Consider the following 24,602-nt stretch of genomic DNA (forward strand, 5'->3'; position numbering starts at 1 on the left):
ATGCATGTTTGTGAATTTATGCAAAAAATCTATTGACTTCTATTTCAATAGATGATATATTATTTCTTGTCGAAACGGAGGAATACCCAAGTCCGGCTGAAGGGATCGGTCTTGAAAACCGACAGGGGTGTTAAAGCCCGCGGGGGTTCGAATCCCTCTTCCTCCGCCATTATAACTTTTAACATGCGCATAATTAATTGGAGATATGGAGTCGCTACTTTATAGTAGCGGCTTTTTTTATTTTTAAGCAAAAATCAGCCTGTACCATTTAAGTACAGGCAAATATTTTATATTGTTTGTTTTAATGTGTGGCCGACTTTTTCGAGTACTTGATCGATGTCTGATGGATTAGAGACAAGGTCATATTCATTAATATTTAATCGTAAAATAGGACATGCACTAAATTGATCAATCCAGGTTTCGTAGCGCTCGTGCATCTCTTTCCAATAATCAATGGAGGTTTGTTGTTCCATTGGACGCCCACGTTCTTTAATGCGCGCCAGTATATCTTCTAGGGAGCCCTCCAAATAAATTAAAATATCAGGGTGTGGGAAATAGGGTGTCATAACCATCGCCTCGAAAAGGCTTGTATAGGTTTCATAATCAACTGGTGACATTGTTCCTTTTTCATAATGCATTTTAGCAAAAATGCCGGTATCTTCATAAATAGATCGATCTTGAATGAATCCTCCACCATATTCGAACATCCGTTTTTGTTCTTTAAATCTTTCAGCAAGAAAATAAATCTGTAAATGAAAGCTCCATCTTTCAAAGTCGGCATAAAACTTGTCTAAATAAGGATTTGTGTCCACTTTTTCAAAAGAAGTGCGGAAGTTAAGTGCTTCTGCTAAATAATTGGTCATTGTTGATTTTCCGACACCAACCGTTCCTGCTACAGTGATGATTGCGTTATTTGGTATGCCGTAGTTATTTCTATTCATGCTTTTGTGCTCCTTGTTTGTATACTCGTTGTTACCATATCAATAATGTATTGCAGGTCATTCTTATTATGAACAAAGTCCAATTGATCACCATCAAGGTGAAGGATAGGGATATCTGGATGTTGTTTTTCAAATGCCTGCATTTTAAGATCGTAATCAATGGATAATTGTTCAAGATAGAGAGGACTTATATTTTTTTCTATTTCGCGTCCACGCTTTTCAATTCTTTTTAGTAAAGTATCTAAGCTTGCCCGCAAATAAATAATGATATTTGGTCTCGGCATATCATCCGTTAAAATATGATAGATTTGCTCATATTTTTCATATTCAGGTGCTTCAAGAGATTTACTAGCAAAAATCAAGTTTTTAAAAATATGATAATCAGCTACGACAGGCATATCATTCAAAATATAACGGTCTTTTATATCCTTCAGCTGTTTATATCGATTACATAAGAAAAACATTTCAGTTTGAAAACTCCACTCATCGATATTCTCATAAAACTTTCCGAGAAATGGATTTTCATCGACGATTTCCTTTAATAGATGGTAGTTAAAATGGGTGGAAAGGGCTGTAGCTAGCGTGGTCTTGCCTACGCCAATCGGCCCTTCCACTGTAATAAAAGGTACTTGATTCATCTATTTGTCTCCCCCTAAGCTAACATAACTTCCATTTTAACACAGGTCAGACCTCTATGAAGAATGAAAAAATAGACAGGAGATTAAAATAGATTTAACGTTTTACGACATTAAAATTTTCATCAATGAGGAGCCAGTTTTGTGGAAAGTCTAGACCGAGTTTCCAGTAGCTTACTCCTCTTAGCTTTAACTCTTTCAATAAATCAAATTTCGCTTGAATGGAACGGGCATCTTCAAACCAAACCTCATGTCTTTTTCCTTCGTTGTCTGTGTATAAAAAGAAGGGTGCTTGTGCTTCTTGGTCGTATTGAATGGCCACATTATTTTCTAGGGCAATCTGTATAGCTTGTTGTGGACTAATAGCACGTGCGATCGTTCCTTGAACAAAAGGAAGCGTCCAATCATAGCCGTATAAATTTTGCCCCATCATAATTTTTTCAGGCGGGATTTCTGTTATTGCATATTCAAGGACATCTCTCACGGGTCCAATAGGTGAAACGGCCATAGCAGGTCCTCCACTATATCCCCATTCATATGTCATGATGATGACAAAGTCGACAATTTCGCCATGTGCTTTATAATCGTGGCCTTCATACCATTTCCCTTTTTGATCTGCGCTAGTTTTAGGGGCAAGGGCAGTTGATATGAGCCAGCCTTCTTGGTGGAAGCGATCGCGTGCTTTTATTAGGAATTGGTTATAAGCTTCTTTATCTTCAGGTCGAATGAATTCAAAATCAAAATGGATATCTTTAAAGTTGTATTTTTTTGCTGTTGCAACAATATTGTCGAGGAATGTGTTTTGAATGTCTTGATCGTTGAGAAGTATGCTTGCTAGCTCATCACTAAATTGTGCGTTTTCTTGATTAGATATGACCATCATGAGGACATTTTGATTTTGTTCAGCGATAGCAGGTAATTCATTTAAAGGCGGCTCTTGCAATGAACCATCTCTAAGCGCTTGAAAGTTAAATGGTGCTAAATAAGTAAGATGGGGTGCTGCGCCTCTTGAAGCTTCTATTAAGTTTTCCGAGACGGTGTCCCCTCTAGGCTCAACATAGGCATTTATTTCGGCAGATGTTTTTGGACGCTCGGGAATGTATAAACGTAGACCAACCCTTAATGGGTTTGTTTGCGAGATTTGATTGATATTTACAAGCTCTTCCACCGTGAGGCCGTATCGTTGTGCAATTAAATAGAGTGTATCGCCAGGCTGTACCCAATAAAAGCTACCAATGATTGGAATAACAAGCGTTTGACCGACCACAAGTTGATTAGGATTCTGTAATTCATTCGCATCGATTAAATCTTGTATGGTTGTGCTATAGGCCATCGCTATACCACTTAACGAATCATTCTGTCTTACCACATGTATTTGCAAGTAAAACCCTCCCTAAATGTTTCAGTATAGATCAAATACAGGCATTCAAAATTTAATGATTTAATTACACTATAAATAACTTATGAAGGGAGTGGCCAATACATGATACATTCATGGCAAAGGGTCAATATTTGCTTTCAACACATCTTTCATCATAATCAAGGCGTTCTCGTTATCGTGGTCATCATTAGAAGCAATGCAGTTAGCGGGTATATGTAGTTTATACTCTCTCATATAAGCATCGTTTGCAGAGAAAAGCACACAAATGTTTCCTGCCAAACCAACCATTATTAATTTATCGATGGCTAATTGATTTAAGAGTGTATTAAGTGCAGTACCGTAGAATGCAGAATGTTTCGGTTTGATTAGAAAGTAATCGTCACTTGATGGTCTTATTGTTTGGATAATTGGTGAACTTATGGGATTGTTGCAGTAGGCCATTATCTTTTCAATATCAGCTTTCCAGAGCTGATAATGGTCATTGATATAAATTACCGGTAACTTGTGTTGGTGAAATTGGTTTCTAATAAGATTAATGCTTGTGGTCATTTTTAAAGCTTTTTTAGCCAGTACTTCGCCATGTTTAAATTGAAAATCATTAATCATGTCAATAATAATTAATGCCGTTTGCTTCTCGGTTATTAAATTCAATCAAAATCAACCCCTTTTAATTAGAAAAGATATAAGGATTTGAAACGTTACCTGTTGAGATAAAAGGTGAGCTTTTACGTTTTTTTATTGTTTGTAAAAGCAAAGAGAATTACACTGAAAGAAACGCTATGGTATTTAAAGGAATGAAGTAAATGAGTATAGATGAACAATTTATGTTAGAAGCGATAAAAGAGGCAGAAAAAGCAAGAGAGATTAATGAAGTTCCAATTGGTGCTGTCATTGTATTAGATGGACAAATAATTGCTCGTGGGTATAATTTACGGGAGACGGCACAAAAAGCGACTGCGCATGCAGAATTACTTGCGATAGAAGAAGCATGTGGGAAGCTCGGTACATGGCGATTAGAGGACACAACCCTTTATGTTACACTCGAGCCTTGTCCGATGTGCGCGGGTTCTATTGTTCTTTCACGAGTGAAACGGGTGGTTTACGGAGCGACTGATCCAAAAGGTGGATGTTGCGGGACATTAATGAATTTGTTAGATGACTCAAGGTTTAATCATCAATGTGAGGTGGTTGCTGGAGTAATGGGTGATGCATGTGGGGAACTGTTATCCACGTTTTTTTCACAATTACGAGCTAGAAAAAAGGCTGAAAAGAAGCTTTTAAAAGAACAAAAGAAGCAAGAGGAATGTTAGGCATTGCAATTTTAATTTAAAAACAGTATACTGAATATGCGTCGAAATGACGCAACTTAAATATTGGTATCAATTTTGCCGTGCTAGGTGGGAAGGTAGCGGTGTCCTGTACTCGCAATCCGCTCTAGCGAGACTGAATTCCTATTCTGAGGCTGATGTCCTGTAGGGTCTGCCTTTAGTAAGTGGTGTTGACGCTTGGGTCCTGCGCAATGGGAACCCATGAACCATGTCAGGTCCGGAAGGAAGCAGCATTAAGTGGACTCTCTCATGTGCCGCAGGGTTGCCTGAGCTGAGCTAACTGCTAAAGTAACGCTTATGGGCGTCAGTCGAAGATAGGTGCACGGCAGTTATATACATATAATTATAAAACTCATTCTTCATGAATGAGTTTTTTGTTTTTTTCCTATCCTTTTTTGTAAAATAGAAAATAGATACGTTATAATAAATACGACACTAAAAGAAGGGGGCGTGCCAATTGAGTTATCAAGCATTGTATCGTGTATGGCGCCCACAAACATTTCTTGATGTAGTAGGGCAAGAGCATGTAACAAAAACATTGCAAAACGCCCTGCTTCAGGAAAAAATTTCGCATGCTTATCTTTTTACTGGACCAAGAGGAACCGGTAAAACGAGTGCGGCGAAAATTTTAGCAAAGGCCGTAAACTGTGAAAGAGCACCAATTAATGAACCATGTAATGAATGTGATGCGTGCAAAGGGATTACTGATGGGTCCATACCTGATGTCATTGAGATTGATGCCGCATCTAATAATGGTGTAGAAGAGATTAGAGATATAAGAGATAAAGTGAAATATGCACCAAGTGCGGTTAAGTATAAAGTTTATATTGTTGATGAGGTGCATATGTTGTCAATGGGAGCATTCAATGCGCTCCTAAAAACATTAGAAGAACCACCCCAGCATGTTATTTTTATATTAGCAACAACAGAGCCGCATAAGATTCCACTGACAATCATTTCTAGATGTCAACGCTTTGATTTTAAAAGAATTACTGCGACTTCGATTGTGAATCGTATGCAAATGATTATAGATGAAAGTAGTGTTCATTGTGATACCCAAGCACTACAAATTATTGCCAGAGCTGCTGAAGGTGGTATGCGTGATGCCTTGAGTTTATTGGATCAAGCAATTTCATTTAGTGATGAGAGTGTAACAGTTGATGATGCTCTAGCTGTTACAGGTGCTGTTTCCCAAGGTTTCCTTAATCAGTTAGCAACAGCTATCGTTGATCATGATGCAGCTAACGGCTTAGAAATATTAGGCGAACTTCTTTTTCAAGGGAAAGATCCTACACGATTTGTAGAAGATTTTATTCTTTATTATAGAGATATGCTATTATATAAAGCAGCACCTAATCTTGAAGAATCGATGGAAAGAGTTCTTTTAGAAGAAACATTCATTGAGTTAGCAGAAAAGGTGTCACAAGAACAAATTTATCACTTGATCGAACAATTAAATAAAACACAGCAAGAGATGCGCTGGACGAATCATCCAAGAATTTTTTTAGAAGTAGCAATTGTGAAACTTTGTCAGCAAGAACAAATTAAAGGGCAAAGTGCTGAAGATGTTCAACCATTAATTACACGGATTGATCAATTAGAAAAAGAGTTATCACAAATAAAAGCGCAAGGTGTTAAAGTATCAGAAGAATCAGTAGCACCTCAAGCGAAAAAGCCACAGCGTGTATCTAAAAAAGGATATCAAGCGCCTGTAGGTCGAATAAATGAGGTGTTGAAGCAGGCAACAAAACAGGACTTAATGATGGTCAAAAGTCATTGGGGTGAAATGTTAGAACGCCTCGTACACAATCAAATGCGCTCACAAGCAGCATTACTAAACGAAGCAGAGCCTGTTGCTGCATCTGATCAAGTTTTTATTATAAAATTCAAATATGAAATTCATTGTCAAATGGCGATGGAGAATCATAAATTTATTGAAACCCTAACGCAATCTTTGTTTGAACTAAGCGGAAAGAGGTTTCAGGTCTTAGGTTTACCAGATGAACAATGGCAGTCCATTCGCCAATCATTTCTTCAGTATCAAAAGGCGAATGGAGATGATACAGCAGAGGATATGGGAAATGAGGAAGAAGATCCTGTTGTATCTGAGGCAATGAAATTATTTGGTGAAGATCTTATTGAAATTAAAGATTAAATAAATATTAGGAGGTAAGGAACTATGCGTGGTATGGGTAATATGCAAAATATGATGAAGCAAATGCAAAAAATGCAAAAGAAAATGGCGCAAGCGCAAGAAGAATTAGGAGAAGAAAGAATTGAAGGAACAGCTGGCGGTGGCATGGTAACTGTCATTGTTTCTGGTCATAAAGAAGTTTTAGAAGTAAATATTAAAGAGGAAGTTGTTGATCCTGAAGATATCGAAATGCTTCAAGATTTAGTGTTAGCAGCAACAAATGACGCGATTAAAAAATGTGATGAATTAACAAATAATACAATGGGGCAATTCACAAAAGGTATGAACTTGCCAGGGATGTTTTAATACGGATAAACGAAAAGAAGCGCCGCTGGTTTTCCTGAGCGGCGTTTTTTAAAGCATTCACTATCAGACTAGGAGTCAAAGAGAAGAGTTATATGAGAAAGAGTTTGTTGTTAAACGTCTCTCGGTCAAATGCTCTCGTCTTTGATGAAAGAGGGGGAGACAGATATGCATTATCCTGAACCGATATCAAAACTGATTGATAGTTTTATGAAGCTTCCAGGAATCGGACCGAAAACAGCCGCTCGGTTGGCCTTTTTTGTATTAAGTATGAAAGAAGACACTGTACTAGATTTTGCTAAGGCATTAGTGAATGCGAAGAGAAATCTATCTTATTGTTCTGTGTGTGGCCATATAACAGATCAGGATCCTTGTTATATATGTGAAGACCAAAGGAGAGATCGATCAGTCATATGTGTTGTGCAAGACCCTAAAGACGTTATCGCCATGGAAAAAATGAAGGAGTTTAATGGTTTGTACCATGTTTTGCATGGTGCTATTTCGCCAATGGATGGTATCGGCCCAGAAGATATTAATATTCCCGATTTGTTAAAACGATTACAGGATGAAACCGTCCAAGAAGTCATCTTGGCTACCAATCCTAATATTGAGGGCGAGGCAACAGCAATGTATATTTCTCGTCTCATTAAACCTTCTGGTATTAAGGCGAGCCGCATAGCTCACGGATTACCAGTAGGAGGAGACCTTGAATATGCTGATGAAGTAACACTTTCAAAAGCTTTAGAGGGAAGAAGAGAAGTATAGTGAGAGGTGTATGCGATGTTCTTTCGTAAAAAAGGATGGCTTCGTAAGGAATATGATGAGAAGTTATTAGATCAGTTAAAAGAATTAAAGGATGAATGGAAGAATCAAAAATCTCTAATTGAAAAAAGTTTTGATCCTTCAGCAGAAGCAATTAGTGAAGCTAAGCTTGCTGAGGCAAAATATTTTTATCTGTTCAAGGAAGCAAAAAAAAGAAACGTTAGTGTTCGATATTAATTTTTATACCTCCTCAAGGTCTTTTTTTAGGTGCTTGTTCATACATTGGTTGTACAAGTTTCCTTAAATAGAGGGGGTTTTTTATTTGGAGCCAGTTTGGATTATCTCAGGGTTAGGTATTCTCATTCTCTTTCTATTAGTAGCAGGTGCCTCGTTTCGACCAATTAAGTGGATTGGACAAGGCCTTATAAAAGTAATCATTGGTGCACTCTTATTATTTGTACTAAATACAGTAGGAAATCAATTTGGTATTCATTTGCCTATTAATATAGCTACTGTAGCCATTAGTGGGATATTAGGTGTGCCGGGTATATGCGCGCTAGTGGCAATCGAAATGTATGTCATATAAGTGTCAAAGTATAATGGAATAGGTAATCAGTTACGTATTTCTAGTAACTGATTTTTTCTTTTAAAATATTGTTGACATATTAATATAATGCTGATAATATATTAAGAGTCGTCACAACGACACAACATCCTTTAAAACTTTAAAGAAAAAACTTTTTTAAAAAAGCATTGACATATAATGCGTAGGATGATATATTAGTAAAGTCGCTTCTGAAGCGAATGAGATTGTTCTTTGAAAACTGAACGAACGTAAAACGTCAAGCGTAATTCTAAAAAAGCTGATTTATCAGCAACAAAGCACCATAGGTGCAAATGAGCTAATCAAACACTTTATTGGAGAGTTTGATCCTGGCTCAGGACGAACGCTGGCGGCGTGCCTAATACATGCAAGTCGAGCGAATCTGAGGGAGCTTGCTCCCAAAGATTAGCGGCGGACGGGTGAGTAACACGTGGGCAACCTGCCTGTAAGACTGGGATAACTCCGGGAAACCGGGGCTAATACCGGATAATATCTATTTATACATATAATTAGATTGAAAGATGGTTCTGCTATCACTTACAGATGGGCCCGCGGCGCATTAGCTAGTTGGTGAGGTAACGGCTCACCAAGGCGACGATGCGTAGCCGACCTGAGAGGGTGATCGGCCACACTGGGACTGAGACACGGCCCAGACTCCTACGGGAGGCAGCAGTAGGGAATCTTCCGCAATGGACGAAAGTCTGACGGAGCAACGCCGCGTGAGTGATGAAGGTTTTCGGATCGTAAAACTCTGTTGTTAGGGAAGAACAAGTACCGGAGTAACTGCCGGTACCTTGACGGTACCTAACCAGAAAGCCACGGCTAACTACGTGCCAGCAGCCGCGGTAATACGTAGGTGGCAAGCGTTGTCCGGAATTATTGGGCGTAAAGCGCGCGCAGGCGGTTCCTTAAGTCTGATGTGAAAGCCCACGGCTCAACCGTGGAGGGTCATTGGAAACTGGGGAACTTGAGTGCAGAAGAGGAAAGTGGAATTCCAAGTGTAGCGGTGAAATGCGTAGAGATTTGGAGGAACACCAGTGGCGAAGGCGACTTTCTGGTCTGTAACTGACGCTGAGGCGCGAAAGCGTGGGGAGCAAACAGGATTAGATACCCTGGTAGTCCACGCCGTAAACGATGAGTGCTAAGTGTTAGAGGGTTTCCGCCCTTTAGTGCTGCAGCAAACGCATTAAGCACTCCGCCTGGGGAGTACGACCGCAAGGTTGAAACTCAAAGGAATTGACGGGGGCCCGCACAAGCGGTGGAGCATGTGGTTTAATTCGAAGCAACGCGAAGAACCTTACCAGGTCTTGACATCCTCTGACAATCCTAGAGATAGGACTTTCCCCTTCGGGGGACAGAGTGACAGGTGGTGCATGGTTGTCGTCAGCTCGTGTCGTGAGATGTTGGGTTAAGTCCCGCAACGAGCGCAACCCTTGATCTTAGTTGCCAGCATTTAGTTGGGCACTCTAAGGTGACTGCCGGTGACAAACCGGAGGAAGGTGGGGATGACGTCAAATCATCATGCCCCTTATGACCTGGGCTACACACGTGCTACAATGGATGGTACAAAGGGCTGCAAGACCGCGAGGTTTAGCCAATCCCATAAAACCATTCTCAGTTCGGATTGTAGGCTGCAACTCGCCTACATGAAGCCGGAATCGCTAGTAATCGCGGATCAGCATGCCGCGGTGAATACGTTCCCGGGCCTTGTACACACCGCCCGTCACACCACGAGAGTTTGTAACACCCGAAGTCGGTGGGGTAACCTTTTGGAGCCAGCCGCCTAAGGTGGGACAGATGATTGGGGTGAAGTCGTAACAAGGTAGCCGTATCGGAAGGTGCGGCTGGATCACCTCCTTTCTAAGGAATATACGGAATTAACTTGATGTTAGACTGTTCGTTCAGTTTTGAGAGTATAATCTCTCAATTCAATTGTTCTTTGAAAACTAGATAATGTAATGAAGAAGATTACCGAGTAATCGCCACCTTAGTTATTTTTTCTCTCTATATATTATAGATTGATTTAAAATACTAAACTTTTTTAATAAACACAACCGAGAGGCTTGTGAGAAGCAAGCAGTTCAAGGAAGCGAGCGAGGAAACACCGGAGTGTGCGTCTTGTGCACATGAGGATGTTGACGAGTGAGCTGACGCCGAAATGCGTAGCTTATCGCAAGCCGAACAATGGTTAAGTTAATAAGGGCGCACGGTGAATGCCTTGGCACTAGGAGCCGATGAAGGACGGGACTAACACCGATATGCTTCGGGGAGCTGTAAGTAAGCTTTGATCCGGAGATTTCCGAATGGGGAAACCCCCTATCCGTTATGGGATAGGATCCATACCTGAATACATAGGGTATGGAAGGCAGACCCGGGGAACTGAAACATCTAAGTACCCGGAGGAAGAGAAAGCAAACGCGATTCCCTGAGTAGCGGCGAGCGAAACGGGATTAGCCCAAACCAAGAGGCTTGCCTCTTGGGGTTGTAGGACATTCTATACGGAGTTACAAAGGAACGAGATAGACGAAGAGGTCTGGAAAGGCCCGCCATAGGAGGTAAAAGCCCTGTAGTTGAAACTTCGTTCCCTCCAGAGTGGATCCTGAGTACGGCGGGACACGAGAAATCCCGTCGGAAGCAGGGAGGACCATCTCCCAAGGCTAAATACTCCCTAGTGACCGATAGTGAACCAGTACCGTGAGGGAAAGGTGAAAAGCACCCCGGAAGGGGAGTGAAAGAGATCCTGAAACCGTGTGCCTACAAGTAGTTAGAGCCCGTTAATGGGTGATAGCGTGCCTTTTGTAGAATGAACCGGCGAGTTACGATTACATGCGAGGTTAAGTTGGACAGACGGAGCCGTAGCGAAAGCGAGTCTGAATAGGGCGAATGAGTATGTGGTCGTAGACCCGAAACCAGGTGATCTACCCATGTCCAGGGTGAAGTCCAGGTAACACTGGATGGAGGCCCGAACCCACGTACGTTGAAAAGTGCGGGGATGAGGTGTGGGTAGCGGAGAAATTCCAATCGAACTTGGAGATAGCTGGTTCTCTCCGAAATAGCTTTAGGGCTAGCCTCATGCGTAAGAATCTTGGAGGTAGAGCACTGTTTGGACTAGGGGCCCTCATCGGGTTACCGAATTCAGACAAACTCCGAATGCCAAAGATTTATCCATGGGAGTCAGACTGCGAGTGATAAGATCCGTAGTCAAGAGGGAAACAGCCCAGACCACCAGCTAAGGTCCCAAAGTATACGTTAAGTGGAAAAGGATGTGGAGTTGCTTAGACAACCAGGATGTTGGCTTAGAAGCAGCCACCATTTAAAGAGTGCGTAATAGCTCACTGGTCGAGTGACTCCGCGCCGAAAATGTACCGGGGCTAAACGTATCACCGAAGCTGTGGATTGAACATCGTTGATGTTCAGTGGTAGGAGAGCGTTCTAAGGGCGTTGAAGCTAGACCGTAAGGACTGGTGGAGCGCTTAGAAGTGAGAATGCCGGTATGAGTAGCGAAAGATGGGTGAGAATCCCATCCACCGAATGCCTAAGGTTTCCTGAGGAAGGCTCGTCCGCTCAGGGTTAGTCGGGACCTAAGCCGAGGCTGAAAAGCGTAGGCGATGGACAACAGGTTGATATTCCTGTACCACCGTATTCTGTTTGAGTGATGGGGGGACGCAGGAGGATAGGGTAAGCGCACTATTGGATGTGCGTCTAAGCAGTTAGAGGGACCATGAGGCAAATCCCATGGTCACATACCTTGAGCTGTGATAGCGAGGGAAATTTAGTACCGAAGTTCTTGATTCCACACTGCCAAGAAAAGCCTCTAGCGAGGAATAAGGTGCCCGTACCGCAAACCGACACAGGTAGGCGAGGAGAGAATCCTAAGGTGAGCGAGAGAACTCTCGTTAAGGAACTCGGCAAAATGACCCCGTAACTTCGGGAGAAGGGGTGCTCATTAGGGTGTTAAAGCCTTGATGAGCCGCAGTGAATAGGCCCAGGCGACTGTTTAGCAAAAACACAGGTCTCTGCGAAGCCGCAAGGCGAAGTATAGGGGCTGACGCCTGCCCGGTGCTGGAAGGTTAAGAGGAGAGGTTAGCTCACGCGAAGCTTTGAATCGAAGCCCCAGTAAACGGCGGCCGTAACTATAACGGTCCTAAGGTAGCGAAATTCCTTGTCGGGTAAGTTCCGACCCGCACGAAAGGCGTAACGATCTGGGCACTGTCTCAACGAGAGACTCGGTGAAATTATAGTACCTGTGAAGATGCAGGTTACCCGCGACAGGACGGAAAGACCCCGTGGAGCTTTACTGTAGCCTGATATTGAATTTTGGTACAGCTTGTACAGGATAGGTAGGAGCCTTAGAAGCCGGAGCGCTAGCTTCGGTGGAGGCGTCGGTGGGATACTACCCTGGCTGTATTGAAATTCTAACCCACATCCCTTATCGGGATGGGAGACAGTGTCAGGTGGGCAGTTTGACTGGGGCGGTCGCCTCCTAAAGAGTAACGGAGGCGCCCAAAGGTTCCCTCAGAATGGTTGGAAATCATTCGTAGAGTGTAAAGGCACAAGGGAGCTTGACTGCGAGACCTACAAGTCGAGCAGGGACGAAAGTCGGGCTTAGTGATCCGGTGGTTCCGCATGGAAGGGCCATCGCTCAACGGATAAAAGCTACCCCGGGGATAACAGGCTTATCTCCCCCAAGAGTCCACATCGACGGGGAGGTTTGGCACCTCGATGTCGGCTCATCGCATCCTGGGGCTGTAGTCGGTCCCAAGGGTTGGGCTGTTCGCCCATTAAAGCGGTACGCGAGCTGGGTTCAGAACGTCGTGAGACAGTTCGGTCCCTATCCGTCGTGGGCGCAGGAAATTTGAGAGGAGCTGTCCTTAGTACGAGAGGACCGGGATGGACGCACCGCTGGTGTACCAGTTGTCTTGCCAAAGGCATCGCTGGGTAGCTATGTGCGGAAGGGATAAGTGCTGAAAGCATCTAAGCATGAAGCCCCCCTCGAGATGAGATTTCCCATAGCGCAAGCTAGTAAGATCCCTGAAAGATGATCAGGTTGATAGGTTAGAGGTGGAAGTGTGGCGACACATGCAGCTGACTAATACTAATCGATCGAGGACTTAACCAATTCGAAATGCGGAGGCGCCTTGTTCAGGTGCGACAAGCATAAGACGGATTTGACAAGAGGTTGTTCTTTAACCTCATGACAAATTTGACTTATGACCTCGAGCACCTAGGCGCCGCAGCTGGACAGCACTACGTAAGTAGTATCCTACAGCACGCATTCAGGCGATTACTCAATAAATATCTTCTTCAACATTACCTAGTTTTGAGGGAACGATTCCCTTACAATTTCATAGTCCGGTGGCGATAGCGAGAAGGTCACACCCGTTCCCATACCGAACACGGAAGTTAAGCTTCTCAGCGCCGATGGTAGTTAGGGGCTGTCCCCTTGTGAGAGTAGGACGTTGCCGGGCAAGATAAAAGAGCACATCATTTGTATGTGCTCTTTTTTGTGTATATGAGTTAGTAAATATATGCTCCTAAAAAATAACAGTAAGAAAATAATAATATTAAGTATAAATTGTTGAGTTTGAGGGTTTAATAGAAAATCAAAAAATGAATGGTTGATTGGAACCTCATTTGGTTATAACCCAATGAGGTAATGTTTTAGATACTAATAGTGGTAAATATGGCTTTCAAGTGATATACAAATGATTATGGTGGTTTGTATCAATACCACGATGATAATTGTTCCTTGTAGTAAGACAAAGTGATATAAAAGATTTGGAAAATCAGCAATGATAGCAATGATTAGGAAACCTTATCTTAGTCAGAAAACTGTTGGCTTGTTTAGAGAGTCATTAAATGAACTTTCGTTAGTTCATCACATGTGAGTAAAGAAAAGAGCAAGAAGGTAATTCGGACTTTTACGATCTCTTTATCTTTCAACAATTGTAGCTACAGATTCTTGAAGAAGTTGATTTATGCATAGTGCTCCGTATAATGAAAGCAACACTGTAGATAGTTTTCCAAAATAAAAAAACTCCCTAATATTTGTTAAAATAATAGAGAAGATCATAAGATAAGTATAGAAGCAAATGGGAAATTAAGATAAAATTTCAGGTGTAGTGACTCTTTTTAATTGTTGGACATAATAATTATAATGAGGATCATCTGTTTCGGTATTCACGATTTGTTCCTCACACTGTATACAAATAAAAGAAGTATATAAGTGGATACCAGTAGATTGTGATTGTTCACAGATTACACATGTTTTTTCATTAAACGTTTTCACAATGTCACCTCCGTACATTCAATCATAGCCAATGATGATAAAATATATACAATATTTAGAATTTTACTCTCATAAGTGAGTTGTTAACAGTTTATGTTTGTAATCACCAATAGGTGTATGTCTATACAGTAAATTTATTTAAACTAATAAAAAGGATTTGCGTTCAATGGATCAGAAACAAATGCCGTTAGTTGAAAAATTAATACAGCATATAAAAAGAAAGCCTGAGAATTATCATGTACCCGGTCATAAAGGGGGTAGTCTGCTCTCTGGATTGAATGAGGTTGATGATTATTTTCGACAACTTTTACAATTGGATTTGACAGAAATCAGCGGGCTTGATGATCTTCATTCTGCTGAAGATGTAATCAAAGAAGCTCAATCCTTGCTTGCTACTTTATACGGGGCTAAAAGAAGTTTTTTTCTTATAAATGGTTCTACTGTAGGTAATTTAGCGATGATTTGTGGCACATTAAAAAGGGGAGACCGTGTGCTTGTTCAACGGAATAGTCATAAGTCTATTTTAAATGGCCTTAGGCTTATTGGAGCTGAACCCATTTTTATTCTGCCTGAATTTAACCAGGAATGGGGCATTAGTGAAGGTGTTTCCTATACTCATATTGAAGAAGCATTAAGTAAGTATGAAGACATTAAAGCTGTTATTCTTACATATCCGAGTTATTATGGTACAGTGTATCCATTAGAAGATATTATTGCATTATGCCGTGAAAAAAAAGTATTAGTTTTAGTTGATGAAGCACACGGTGCTCATTTTATAGCGAGTACAAGATTTTTCCCACCCTCAAGTTTACAATTAGGAGCAGATGTAGTTATACAATCTGCCCATAAAACATTGCCAGCTTTGACAATGGGGGCCTTTCTTCATATTCAAGGTGATCGGGTGGATGAAGACAGCATACAGGAATATTTAAGTATGTTGCAATCCAGTAGCCCATCTTATGTTATTATGGCTTCATTAGATATGGCTAGATTTTTTGTCAGTCAATATACAGAAGAAGACGGTAAACATTTAGTCCAACGGATAAAAGAATTGAAGAAGAAATTAAGTTGTATTTCTGGACTAGCTATTATGCGAACAGATGATCCATTAAAACTGGCATTACAGTTTAAACATATGAGTGGTTATCAACTACAAGAGCTGCTAGAGAAACGAGGTATTTATACAGAGCTAGCTGATCCGTTAAATGTTTTATTTGTACTTCCATTATTAAGGTGTGACGATGAGGATCGTTTTAATAAAATTATCGATGCATTGCAAGAAGTTAGTACTTACATTCCCAATGCAGAAAAAGAGGTGAAGGTGAATCCCATTCCATCGCATTCAGAATTAGTAGAGGTACCAGAGGGAGCAATGATTGTTACCGTTCCTTTTGCAAGTGCGATTGGTGAAATTAGCGCACGAATGGTGACACCATACCCGCCTGGTATTCCTTTAATATATAAAGGTGAAAGAATTACAAAAGAGCATATCACTAGTTTGGAAGGTTATTTAAATAAAGGTGCACGAATTCAAAACAAGAAAAACTTAGAACAATCATACATAGAAATATATAAGACAGCGAGGGACAAGGATGACTAAAGGTTACTTTATATCAATTGAAGGTCCAGACGGGGCAGGAAAAACGACGATTACAGAAATGGTTAAGAAACAATTAGAAGCAGAAGGATATAACGTAGTACATACGAGAGAGCCTGGTGGAATTGCTATTGCTGAACAGGTCCGGGCTGTTATACTGGATCCGAAGAATACAAAAATGGATGCAAGAACAGAGGCGTTACTTTATGCCGCGGCAAGAAGACAACATTTAGTTGAAAAGGTCTTACCAGCCCTTGAAATGGGTAAGATTGTACTATGTGATCGATTTGTTGATAGCTCTATTGCATATCAAGGATTTGCAAGAGGGATTGGCATTGAGGAAGTTTGGTCCATCAATCAGTTTGCCATTGAAAATGCCATGCCTCAATTGACTTTGTACTTCGATATCGCACCAGAACGAGGGTTACAGAGAATTAATCAAAATAAGGGCAGGGAAGTAAATCGTTTAGATTTAGAAGATTTACAGTTTCATCAAAAGGTATATGAAGGGTATGAAATTGTTCGGAAGCAATCTTCTAATCGCATTCAAACTGTAAATGCCGATGCCTCTGTCGAAAAAGTATTTGAGCAAACGATGGACATTGTTAGAAAAGCACTTCAAAATAAGGATTAAGCTACTTGGCGAAAAATTCGGTCAGTATATCTCTGTTTGTGCATAGAATAACTGATATAATAGAAGAAAGTAAAGATATAGGAGGGTGGTATGATGAAGCTCGTATTAGCAGTCATACAAGATCAAGATAGTAATAAGTTATCTAAAGCATTAGTAGATCATAATTTTCGTGCAACCAAATTAGCCAGTACAGGGGGATTTTTAAAGTCGGGTAATACAACCTTTTTAATTGGTACGGAAGATATTCGAGTAGACAAATGCTTACAGGTCATTAAGGATAATTGCCAATCGAGAGAGCAACTTGTTGCGCCGGTTTCACCAATGGGTGGTAATGCCGATTCATATATTCCTTACCCTGTTGAAGTAGAAGTAGGTGGAGCGACTGTATTTGTTCTTCCAGTAGAACAATTCCATCACTTCTAAACCTATTTGGAGGCATAAATGAAGATTAATCAAGATTTACGTCTTAATATAGATAATAGAAGGCAAGACAGTAAGCATCCCATTGGATCGCAAGTGCGTTTTAACGATCTTGTGCAAAAAAGTGGTCAAAAAATGCAGATGACACAAATGCAAATGCTTTTAGGTGATATAGAATCAGCTGGACAGAGGGTAGCTAAGTCCAGGAGCTTTAAAGATTTAGCAAAATACAAAATGCTTGTTAAGCGTTTTGTGAAAGAGACTGTTGAGCATGGGTTGGATATTAAGCAATCCCATAGTTGGAATCAACTAGGACAAAGTAGGTCGTTGAAAATTGTAGAAACGATTGATGAAAAGCTTGCTCAACTAGCCGATGACCTACTTTTACAAGAGAAAAGTGCCATTGATATTCTTAGTAAAATCGGAGAAATCAAAGGATTATTAATAAATTTATATACGTAAGTGAGTGATCAGCATGACAAAAACATGGGATCAAATAGAAGAATTACAGCCAGTCGTGTTGAAGATGCTTAAAAATAGTTTAAGTAAGGAACGCCTTGCCCACGCTTACCTTTTTGAAGGACTGAAAGGAACAGGAAAAAAAGATACGGGTATGCTTCTAGCAAAGAGTCTTTTTTGCAATGCTCCAATTAATGACTATGTTCCATGTGAAACATGTAATAACTGCAAAAGGATTAATCACTTTAACCATCCGGATGTACATCTTGTTGAGCCGGATGGTCAATCGATAAAGAAGCAGCAGATTCGGTCATTACAAGAAGAGTTTTCAAAACGGGGCGTCGAATCCAGTAGAAAAGTATATATTATCGTTCATGCTGATCGAATGACAACAAACGCAGCTAATAGTTTGCTGAAATTTCTCGAAGAACCGCATATGGATACAACAGCAATTCTATTGACTGAACAATCTCAACGAATGTTACCTACCATATTATCAAGGTGTCAAACGATCTCATTTCAGCCAATCGCTGCAAAATTTTTAGTACAACAATTCGTAGATTATGGTGTGAAAGAAAAGTATGCACCATTACTCGCGCAAATTACCCATAATTTGGATGGGGCTTTAGCATATAGTAATGATGATTGGTTTGTACAAGCGCAAAAAATAGTGTTAAAATTATACGAAGTACTTAAAAAAAATCCGTTACAAGCGATGGTCACTCTCCAAGAAGAGTGGTTTCCACATTTTAAGGAGAAAGAACATCAGGATTTAGGTTTAGACTTATTACTTCTTTTATTAAAAGATTTGTTATATATACAGCTTGATAAGAGTGATAGGCTCGCCTATACGCATGAGCTAAGCTGGCTAGAACAACACGCGCTTCATACATCTAATAGAAAGTTAACAGAGCAAATGTCTGCAGTTTTAGATGCAAAAAGGAAGCTGCAAGCAAACATGAATGCGCAGCTGTTAATGGAACAGTTAGTGTTAAAGATGCAGGAGGGATCTTCATTTGTATGATGTAGTAGGTGTTCGCTTTAAAAAAGCGGGCAAAATATATTATTTTGATCCCGGTGATCTTCAAATACAAAAGGATGACTTTGTCATTGTCGAGACTGTAAGAGGAGTAGAATACGGTAAAGTTGTCATTGCTCCTAAAAAGGTTGGAGAACATGATGTAGTCCTACCTTTAAAAAAAGTTCTACGTATTGCTGATCAAAAGGATCGTATGATTGTAGAAGAGAATAGACAAGCGGCTAAAGAAGCTTATCAAGTTTGTTTAGAGAAAGTAACTACGCATCAATTAGATATGAAATTGGTGGATGTTGAATATACTTTTGACCGCAATAAGGTCATCTTTTACTTTACTGCTGATGGTAGAGTGGATTTCCGTGAATTAGTAAAGGATTTAGCGGCCATTTTTCGGACAAGAATCGAACTTCGTCAAATTGGCGTTCGTGATGAGGCAAAGATGCTTGGTGGCATAGGTCCTTGTGGCAGAATGCTTTGTTGTTCCACTTTTTTAGGTGATTTTGACCCAGTTTCGATCAAAATGGCTAAGGATCAAAATTTATCTTTGAACCCAACGAAGATATCTGGACTATGTGGTCGCTTAATGTGCTGTTTGAAATATGAAAATGACGAGTATGAAGCAGCTAAAAAAGAGCTCCCAGATGTAGGGGAATGGGTAAAGACACCGGAAGGTTCTGGAAGGGTAGTAGGGTTAAATATACTTGAAAGAATTCTACAAGTTAACCTAAAGGAACAGGAAAGAGTGCTAGAATTTACATTAGACGAAATTAATGAGAATGCCGTGTCAGTTCAATCCACAGATTAATGAGGTGGAATGCTTGGATAAAAAAGAAATCTTTGACTCTGTAGATAATATGGAATCGCAAATCGGTCAATTATATATACAGCTTGGTGAGTTGAAACAGCATCTTGCTGAGGTATTAGAAGAGAATAATGCATTGAAGTTGGAAAATGAACATTTACGTAGAAGATTAAAGATTACATCTGACCGAGAAAAGAAAAATGAGCAGCAGAAGGAAGAAACAGAGAAAGAAAAACTCTTTGATATAGGGGAAGGCTATGACAACCTTGCTAGACTATATCAAGAAGGTTTCCATATTTGTAATCTTCATTTTGGTAGTCCTAGAAAAGATGGGGATTGCTTGTTCTGTTTATCATTTTTAAATAAAAAATAATCGATACCTTCCTTCTAAACAAGGAAGGTTTTTTTAAAGATATAAATTTCGTTTTCTACTTGCAGAGGAGTCTTCGGTTTTAGAGGCTTCAACCGATAAATAGATACGAAGTGTGCTTTTTTAGTAATGGAGGAAGAGAAATGGTTATGTTAAAGGGTGATGAAAGGTTAGATCATTTGTTAGCAGAGGGATTGAGAATTATTCAAAGTCCTTCCGTATTTTCATTTTCGGTTGATGCCGTTTTATTGGCTCGATTCACTTACTTACCGATACAAAAAGGAAATATCATAGATTTATGTAGTGGTAATGGTGTGATACCTTTGTTTTTAAGTGCAAGAACAAAAGGAATGATTACAGGGGTGGAAATACAAGATCGTCTTGTTGATATGGCGAATAGAAGTATTCAATATAATCAACTAGAGAATCAAGTTAAGGTGGTAAAGGGAGATGTTAAAGGCATTGCTCGGCAATTAGGGTATGCTAAGTATGATGTGGTGACATGCAATCCACCTTATTTTCCAGTCGATACCAATAAACACAAAAATGAAAATGAACATTATGCGATTGCTCGACATGAGATTCTCTGTACATTAGAAGATACAATTCAGTCAGCTAGTCAACTAGTTAAGCACGGAGGGAAAGTTTCTTTTGTTCATCGCCCAGGTAGGTTGTTAGATCTTGTGACATTAATGAGAAAGTATGAGATAGAACCAAAAAGAATACAAATCGTTTATCCTGAGCAAGGGAAAGAAGCGAATGTGCTTCTAGTGGAAGGCATTAAAAAAGGAAAACCTGACTTAAAAATATTGTCGCCATTGTATATCTATGAGACGTCGGGTGAGTATACAAAGGAAATGAGGTTGATGTTGTATGGAGACTGAAACCCATTACTTTTACGTACTCGAATGCAAAGACGGCACCTTCTATGCTGGGTATACAAATAATCTTATGCAAAGGATAGAAAAGCATAATGCTGGAAAAGGCGCTAAATATACCAGGGGAAGAGCACCGCTAACGCTTATATTTCATCAAATATTTTCTAGTAAGTCAGAGGCACAGAAAATGGAATATCGTTTTAAGCGATTGAGTAGACAGAAAAAAATTGAATGGATGAATACCCAAAGAGAAGAAGGTCGGTGAGTAATATGCAACAACAGAAGAGTTTCCATATGGAGAATGAAAAAGGCATTCTCTACTTAGTGCCAACACCCATAGGTAATCTAGAGGATATTAGCTATCGCAGCTTGAGAATATTAAAGGAAGCCGATTGGATTGCTGCGGAGGATACTAGGAATACAAAAAAACTATGCAACTACTTTGAGATAGAGACACCCATTATTAGTTACCATGAGCATAATAAAGAGAGTAGCGGCTTTAAATTAATTGCGAAGTTGAAAGATGGAGAGAAAATTGCGCTTGTGAGTGATGCAGGTATGCCAACCATTTCTGATCCAGGATATGAGCTGGTTACTAGTGCCATTGAAGAGAAGCTCACTGTTGTCCCATTACCTGGTGCGAATGCTGCACTTACAGCATTGATTGCTTCGGGGCTACCGACACAGCCATTTTTCTTTTATGGCTTTTTAAATCGGCAAAAGAAGCAGAAAAAGGCAGAGTTAGAGACGCTTTCAAAAGTATCTTCTACAATCATTTTATATGAATCTCCTCATAGGTTGAAGGAAAGCTTACAGCTCATGTTAGATATCTTAGGCGATCGCTCAATTGTTTTGAGTAGGGAGCTGACAAAGAAGTATGAAGAGTTTATTAGAGGATCGATAAGAGAAGCAGTAGAATGGGCAGGCCAATCAGAAATTCGCGGGGAATTTTGTTTAATTATTGAGGGTTGCAAAGAGCCAGTAGAAGAAAGTAAGTGGTGGGAAGGGTTATCTATTGAAGAGCAAATTACTTATTATATAGAAGAAAAAGGTTTGAAAAGTAAGGATGCCATTAAACAAACAGCCCTAGACCGTGATATGAGTAAACGAGAGGTATACAAGATTTATCATATTGATGAAGCGTAAAAAAATAGAGACTCGCAAATAGGAGTCTCTTTGTTGTTTATTTAGTTAGTTCAAAATTGCTTTGGATTTCTTTAATTAATTGCTCCGCGCCATCTTTGCTAAGGATTAATTTTCCACCAGCTAGTGAGATGTTATCATCGGATACTTCACCAGTTACTTGGCAAGTCATGTTTGGCTTATATTTTTTTAAGATGATTTTTTCATCATCCACATAGATTTCTAATGCGTCTTTCTCTGCAATACCAAGAGTACGTCTAAGTTCAATTGGAATAACTACACGACCTAATTCATCAACTTTACGAACAATACCAGTAGATTTCATATTAATTGCTCCTCCCAGTCATCTATCTAATTATTTATCTTTTTCGTCATTATTCGACAAAAATCATTGTTGATATTATAATACCAACCATTGCCATAATCGTCAATTACTTTATTTTATTTTTGTGTGGAAATTATTAACATGGACAGGATTATTGATTTATCAAGGTTTATGATGGAAAAGTCATGGATAAAAACTCACCCAATTTCCAGTAGACGTACATACCTCGTTTCGACAAAACGACATAATTCGACAAAATTCACCTATTTGTCTATTTTTTGTCGAAGGATTAATTTGATTAAGGCTTTAGAAAAAACACGGAGGTTGTAATAAAACCATGGCTTCTCCCTTCGGAAATGTTGCACAAATTCAAGTTTTTAGGTATATTTTGAGGAAGATAGAGGCTAAGATGACTCATATATATTCTTTTTTTATATAAAGAAGAAACAATAAATATATGGTCAGATATGAGAGATTAGACTCGTCATAAGGGCGGGTTTTTTAAGATGAGGAGGAAATAAACATGGAGGAAAAATTAAAGACTTTTTATTTAACCACTCCAATTTACTATCCGAGCGGAAATTTACATATTGGACATGCTTATACGACTGTTGCTGGTGATGCGATGGCACGTTATAAGCGTCTAAGAGGTTATGATGTAATGTATTTGACGGGTACTGATGAGCATGGCCAAAAAATTCAAGAAAAAGCGGAAGAAAAAGGCGTGTCTCCCCAAAGTTATGTGGATGAAATCGTTAGCGGTATCCAAGACTTATGGAAAAAGTTAGATATTTCTTATGATGACTTCATTCGTACAACAGAAACAAGACATAAAGAAGTAGTTGAGAAGATTTTTGCTCAATTATTAGAGCAAGGTGATATTTATCTTGGGGAATATGAAGGTTGGTATTGTACACCTTGTGAATCGTATTTTACTGAAACACAATTAGTTGAAGGTAACTGTCCAGATTGTGGGAGACCGGTTCATCGTGTGAAAGAGGAGTCATATTTCTTTAAAGTTAGTAAATATGCTGATCGGTTACTACAATATTACGAAGACAACCCTTCTTTTATTCAACCAGAGTCTAGGAAAAATGAAATGATTAATAACTTCATTAAACCTGGGTTAGAGGATTTAGCTGTATCTCGTACAACATTCGATTGGGGTGTTCCAGTTCCTGGTAATCCTAAGCATGTCATTTATGTATGGATTGACGCCTTATCAAACTATATTACTGCACTAGGATATGGCTCAGATAATGATAGTAAGTATTTGAAGTACTGGCCTGCAGATGTTCATTTAGTCGGAAAAGAAATTGTGCGTTTCCATACTATTTACTGGCCAATTATGTTAATGGCACTAGACTTACCATTACCTAAGAAAGTATTCGCTCATGGTTGGTTATTAATGAAGGATGGAAAAATGTCTAAATCTAAAGGTAATGTAGTAGACCCAGTCACATTAATTGATCGTTATGGTTTAGATGCGTTACGTTACTACTTATTGCGCGAAGTGCCGTTTGGCGCTGATGGTGTATTTACACCTGAAGGTTTCATCGAGCGTATTAATTTTGATTTAGCCAATGATTTAGGAAATCTCTTGAATCGTACAGTGGCTATGATTAATAAGTACTTTGATGGCGTAATTCCAACTTATCGTGGTTCAAACGGTGAATTTGATCAAGCGCTTGTACAAATGAATAAAGAGACAGTTGGAAAATATGAAGAAGCAATGGAAAACATGGAGTTTTCAGTTGCGTTGTCTGCTGTATGGCAATTGGTCAGTCGTACGAATAAGTATATTGATGAAACAAAGCCATGGATGCTTGCGAAAGAGGAGAGTACACAAGAGGAATTAGCAACGACGATGTACCACTTAGCAGAATCGTTAAGAAGAATCGCCGTTCTATTACAACCGTTCTTAACTAGAACACCAGAGAAAATCTTTACACAGTTAAATGTAAACAAAGAAGAGCTCATCTCTTGGGAGAGCATTGAGACATTTGGTAAAATTGGCGAAGGTATAAAAGTACAAAAGGGCGACCCTATTTTCCCTCGTCTTGAAATTAGTGAAGAGGTTGAGTATATTAAGCAAAAAATGCAGGGTAGTGCACCTCAAGGTGAAAAAGAAGAGAAGCAAGTACAAGCGAAACCAGATAGTGAGGAAATCACGATTGATGACTTCATGAAAGTGGATTTACGTGTTGCTCAAGTTATAGAGGCTGAACCAGTCAAAAAAGCGGATAAGTTATTAAAATTACAATTGGATTTAGGTTATGAAAAACGTCAAGTTGTTTCAGGTATCGCAAAGTTTTACAAACCAGAAGATTTAGTTGGCCGTAAAGTTATTTGTGTAACCAATCTTAAACCTGTTAAATTGCGTGGAGAATTATCTGAGGGAATGATTCTTGCTGGAAGTGAAGATGGCGCATTATCATTAGCTACAATTGCAGAGTCATTACCAGTAGGCGCGAGAGTCAAATAATATCCGATTAATGGAA

At 39.7% G+C, this 24,602-nt stretch carries 23 protein-coding genes, 1 tRNA gene, 3 rRNA genes and 1 other RNA gene; 22 read left to right on the forward strand and 6 right to left on the reverse strand.

Features of this window, described 5'->3' with window-relative positions; genetic code table 11:
* The first annotated feature begins 76 nt into the window (after window positions 1-76).
* Window positions 77-169: transfer RNA gene (locus MKX83_RS00085), tRNA-Ser, on the forward strand.
* A gap of 118 nt (window positions 170-287) precedes the next feature.
* On the opposite strand, the gene MKX83_RS00090 is transcribed toward MKX83_RS00085, so the two are convergent.
* The 4 genes from MKX83_RS00090 to MKX83_RS00105 all read right to left on the reverse strand — a co-directional run bounded on the left by MKX83_RS00090 (window position 288) and on the right by MKX83_RS00105 (window position 3,599).
* On the reverse strand, window positions 288-941 hold the full coding sequence (locus tag MKX83_RS00090) for a deoxynucleoside kinase (RefSeq protein WP_095371318.1): 654 nt from the start codon (window positions 939-941) through the stop codon (window positions 288-290).
* The gene (locus tag MKX83_RS00095; RefSeq protein WP_251163652.1) at window positions 938-1,579 is read right to left on the reverse strand and encodes a deoxynucleoside kinase; all 642 of its coding nucleotides are present in this window, start codon (window positions 1,577-1,579) and stop codon (window positions 938-940) included. Before MKX83_RS00095 ends, MKX83_RS00090 begins: the two co-directional genes overlap by 4 nt.
* A gap of 94 nt (window positions 1,580-1,673) precedes the next feature.
* On the reverse strand, window positions 1,674-2,957 hold the full coding sequence (locus tag MKX83_RS00100; RefSeq protein ID WP_328200361.1) for a glycoside hydrolase family 18 protein: 1,284 nt from the start codon (window positions 2,955-2,957) through the stop codon (window positions 1,674-1,676).
* A 111-nt stretch (window positions 2,958-3,068) separates the two neighbouring features.
* The gene (locus tag MKX83_RS00105; RefSeq protein ID WP_095373566.1) at window positions 3,069-3,599 is read right to left on the reverse strand and encodes an isochorismatase family cysteine hydrolase; all 531 of its coding nucleotides are present in this window, start codon (window positions 3,597-3,599) and stop codon (window positions 3,069-3,071) included.
* A gap of 161 nt (window positions 3,600-3,760) precedes the next feature.
* Here MKX83_RS00105 and tadA point away from each other — a divergent pair, with 161 nt between their 5' ends.
* From tadA to rrf, 10 genes are all read left to right on the forward strand, one after another.
* Complete coding sequence (tadA, locus tag MKX83_RS00110; RefSeq protein ID WP_307319482.1) at window positions 3,761-4,267, forward strand: tRNA adenosine(34) deaminase TadA; 507 nt, start codon at window positions 3,761-3,763, stop codon at window positions 4,265-4,267.
* Between the two features lie 78 nt (window positions 4,268-4,345).
* Window positions 4,346-4,611, forward strand: an RNA gene (gene ffs, locus MKX83_RS00115) — signal recognition particle sRNA large type.
* Between the two features lie 131 nt (window positions 4,612-4,742).
* On the forward strand, window positions 4,743-6,440 hold the full coding sequence (dnaX, locus tag MKX83_RS00120; protein ID WP_307319479.1) for a DNA polymerase III subunit gamma/tau: 1,698 nt from the start codon (window positions 4,743-4,745) through the stop codon (window positions 6,438-6,440).
* Window positions 6,441-6,464: 24 nt separating this feature from the next.
* Window positions 6,465-6,785 (forward strand): YbaB/EbfC family nucleoid-associated protein, encoded by a 321-nt coding sequence (locus tag MKX83_RS00125; protein WP_095371313.1) that lies wholly within the window; start codon window positions 6,465-6,467, stop codon window positions 6,783-6,785.
* Window positions 6,786-6,950: 165 nt separating this feature from the next.
* Window positions 6,951-7,547 (forward strand): recombination mediator RecR, encoded by a 597-nt coding sequence (gene recR, locus MKX83_RS00130; RefSeq protein WP_224939297.1) that lies wholly within the window; start codon window positions 6,951-6,953, stop codon window positions 7,545-7,547.
* A 15-nt stretch (window positions 7,548-7,562) separates the two neighbouring features.
* Window positions 7,563-7,781: a YaaL family protein gene (locus MKX83_RS00135; RefSeq protein ID WP_095371311.1), complete on the forward strand. Its 219-nt coding sequence runs from the start codon at window positions 7,563-7,565 to the stop codon at window positions 7,779-7,781.
* Window positions 7,782-7,866: 85 nt separating this feature from the next.
* Entirely contained in the window at window positions 7,867-8,130 is a 264-nt protein-coding gene (locus MKX83_RS00140) for a pro-sigmaK processing inhibitor BofA family protein (protein ID WP_095371310.1), read from the forward strand.
* Between the two features lie 329 nt (window positions 8,131-8,459).
* Window positions 8,460-10,008: ribosomal RNA gene (locus tag MKX83_RS00145) — 16S ribosomal RNA — on the forward strand.
* Window positions 10,009-10,334: 326 nt separating this feature from the next.
* Window positions 10,335-13,267 (forward strand): 23S ribosomal RNA (locus MKX83_RS00150).
* 232 nt (window positions 13,268-13,499) lie between these two features.
* A 5S ribosomal RNA gene (gene rrf, locus MKX83_RS00155) occupies window positions 13,500-13,616 on the forward strand.
* Together the 16S, 23S and 5S rRNA genes form the textbook arrangement of a ribosomal RNA operon.
* Window positions 13,617-14,248: 632 nt before the next feature.
* On the opposite strand, the gene MKX83_RS00160 is transcribed toward rrf, so the two are convergent.
* Window positions 14,249-14,437, reverse strand: coding sequence for a sigma factor G inhibitor Gin (locus MKX83_RS00160; RefSeq protein WP_224939111.1), 189 nt, complete (start codon window positions 14,435-14,437; stop codon window positions 14,249-14,251).
* Between the two features lie 166 nt (window positions 14,438-14,603).
* On the opposite strand from MKX83_RS00160, the gene MKX83_RS00165 reads away from it, so the two are divergent.
* From MKX83_RS00165 to rsmI, 10 genes are all read left to right on the forward strand, one after another.
* Window positions 14,604-16,037 carry an aminotransferase class I/II-fold pyridoxal phosphate-dependent enzyme gene (locus tag MKX83_RS00165; protein WP_341053489.1) on the forward strand — a complete coding sequence of 478 codons (1,434 nt, stop codon included), beginning with the start codon at window positions 14,604-14,606 and terminating at the stop codon, window positions 16,035-16,037.
* The gene (tmk, locus tag MKX83_RS00170; protein WP_224939113.1) at window positions 16,030-16,668 is read left to right on the forward strand and encodes a dTMP kinase; all 639 of its coding nucleotides are present in this window, start codon (window positions 16,030-16,032) and stop codon (window positions 16,666-16,668) included. Before MKX83_RS00165 ends, tmk begins: the two co-directional genes overlap by 8 nt.
* A gap of 93 nt (window positions 16,669-16,761) precedes the next feature.
* Window positions 16,762-17,091 (forward strand): cyclic-di-AMP receptor, encoded by a 330-nt coding sequence (locus MKX83_RS00175; protein ID WP_095371306.1) that lies wholly within the window; start codon window positions 16,762-16,764, stop codon window positions 17,089-17,091.
* Between the two features lie 18 nt (window positions 17,092-17,109).
* Window positions 17,110-17,550 carry a YaaR family protein gene (locus tag MKX83_RS00180; RefSeq protein WP_224939114.1) on the forward strand — a complete coding sequence of 147 codons (441 nt, stop codon included), beginning with the start codon at window positions 17,110-17,112 and terminating at the stop codon, window positions 17,548-17,550.
* A gap of 13 nt (window positions 17,551-17,563) precedes the next feature.
* Complete coding sequence (gene holB / locus MKX83_RS00185) at window positions 17,564-18,571, forward strand: DNA polymerase III subunit delta' (protein ID WP_251163593.1); 1,008 nt, start codon at window positions 17,564-17,566, stop codon at window positions 18,569-18,571.
* Window positions 18,564-19,388 carry a PSP1 domain-containing protein gene (locus MKX83_RS00190; protein ID WP_095371303.1) on the forward strand — a complete coding sequence of 275 codons (825 nt, stop codon included), beginning with the start codon at window positions 18,564-18,566 and terminating at the stop codon, window positions 19,386-19,388. Before holB ends, MKX83_RS00190 begins: the two co-directional genes overlap by 8 nt.
* A 13-nt stretch (window positions 19,389-19,401) precedes the next feature.
* Window positions 19,402-19,758 (forward strand): DNA replication initiation control protein YabA, encoded by a 357-nt coding sequence (gene yabA, locus MKX83_RS00195; protein ID WP_095371302.1) that lies wholly within the window; start codon window positions 19,402-19,404, stop codon window positions 19,756-19,758.
* Between the two features lie 140 nt (window positions 19,759-19,898).
* The gene (locus tag MKX83_RS00200) at window positions 19,899-20,639 is read left to right on the forward strand and encodes a tRNA1(Val) (adenine(37)-N6)-methyltransferase (RefSeq protein ID WP_341053494.1); all 741 of its coding nucleotides are present in this window, start codon (window positions 19,899-19,901) and stop codon (window positions 20,637-20,639) included.
* Window positions 20,629-20,898: a GIY-YIG nuclease family protein gene (locus MKX83_RS00205; protein ID WP_251163594.1), complete on the forward strand. Its 270-nt coding sequence runs from the start codon at window positions 20,629-20,631 to the stop codon at window positions 20,896-20,898. The genes MKX83_RS00200 and MKX83_RS00205 overlap by 11 nt, the downstream gene beginning before the upstream one ends.
* Before the next feature lie 5 nt (window positions 20,899-20,903).
* Entirely contained in the window at window positions 20,904-21,779 is an 876-nt protein-coding gene (gene rsmI, locus MKX83_RS00210; protein WP_251163615.1) for a 16S rRNA (cytidine(1402)-2'-O)-methyltransferase, read from the forward strand.
* A 37-nt stretch (window positions 21,780-21,816) separates the two neighbouring features.
* Here rsmI and MKX83_RS00215 read toward each other — a convergent pair whose 3' ends face one another.
* Window positions 21,817-22,107 (reverse strand): AbrB/MazE/SpoVT family DNA-binding domain-containing protein, encoded by a 291-nt coding sequence (locus MKX83_RS00215; protein WP_180317054.1) that lies wholly within the window; start codon window positions 22,105-22,107, stop codon window positions 21,817-21,819.
* Window positions 22,108-22,624: 517 nt separating this feature from the next.
* Here MKX83_RS00215 and metG point away from each other — a divergent pair.
* Window positions 22,625-24,586 (forward strand): methionine--tRNA ligase, encoded by a 1,962-nt coding sequence (gene metG / locus MKX83_RS00220; protein WP_341053497.1) that lies wholly within the window; start codon window positions 22,625-22,627, stop codon window positions 24,584-24,586.
* Window positions 24,587-24,602 lie beyond the last annotated feature (16 nt).

Origin of the sequence: Cytobacillus sp. FSL M8-0252 (genome assembly GCF_038007345.1) — a bacterium.
Classification (GTDB): domain Bacteria; phylum Bacillota; class Bacilli; order Bacillales; family Cytobacillaceae; genus Cytobacillus; species Cytobacillus kochii.

What these genes read in the sequence shown, in the direction of transcription:
- MKX83_RS00090 (WP_095371318.1), bottom strand. Translation starts at nt 941, where the DNA reads ATGAATAGAAATAACTACGGCATACCAAATAACGCAATCATCACTGTA.
- MKX83_RS00095 (WP_251163652.1), bottom strand. Translation starts at nt 1,579, where the DNA reads ATGAATCAAGTACCTTTTATTACAGTGGAAGGGCCGATTGGCGTAGGC.
- tadA (WP_307319482.1), top strand. Translation starts at nt 3,761, where the DNA reads ATGAGTATAGATGAACAATTTATGTTAGAAGCGATAAAAGAGGCAGAA.
- MKX83_RS00125 (WP_095371313.1), top strand. Translation starts at nt 6,465, where the DNA reads ATGCGTGGTATGGGTAATATGCAAAATATGATGAAGCAAATGCAAAAA.
- recR (WP_224939297.1), top strand. Translation starts at nt 6,951, where the DNA reads ATGCATTATCCTGAACCGATATCAAAACTGATTGATAGTTTTATGAAG.
- MKX83_RS00135 (WP_095371311.1), top strand. Translation starts at nt 7,563, where the DNA reads ATGTTCTTTCGTAAAAAAGGATGGCTTCGTAAGGAATATGATGAGAAG.
- MKX83_RS00165 (WP_341053489.1), top strand. Translation starts at nt 14,604, where the DNA reads ATGGATCAGAAACAAATGCCGTTAGTTGAAAAATTAATACAGCATATA.
- tmk (WP_224939113.1), top strand. Translation starts at nt 16,030, where the DNA reads ATGACTAAAGGTTACTTTATATCAATTGAAGGTCCAGACGGGGCAGGA.
- MKX83_RS00175 (WP_095371306.1), top strand. Translation starts at nt 16,762, where the DNA reads ATGAAGCTCGTATTAGCAGTCATACAAGATCAAGATAGTAATAAGTTA.
- MKX83_RS00180 (WP_224939114.1), top strand. Translation starts at nt 17,110, where the DNA reads ATGAAGATTAATCAAGATTTACGTCTTAATATAGATAATAGAAGGCAA.
- holB (WP_251163593.1), top strand. Translation starts at nt 17,564, where the DNA reads ATGACAAAAACATGGGATCAAATAGAAGAATTACAGCCAGTCGTGTTG.
- MKX83_RS00200 (WP_341053494.1), top strand. Translation starts at nt 19,899, where the DNA reads ATGGTTATGTTAAAGGGTGATGAAAGGTTAGATCATTTGTTAGCAGAG.
- MKX83_RS00205 (WP_251163594.1), top strand. Translation starts at nt 20,629, where the DNA reads ATGGAGACTGAAACCCATTACTTTTACGTACTCGAATGCAAAGACGGC.
- rsmI (WP_251163615.1), top strand. Translation starts at nt 20,904, where the DNA reads ATGCAACAACAGAAGAGTTTCCATATGGAGAATGAAAAAGGCATTCTC.
- metG (WP_341053497.1), top strand. Translation starts at nt 22,625, where the DNA reads ATGGAGGAAAAATTAAAGACTTTTTATTTAACCACTCCAATTTACTAT.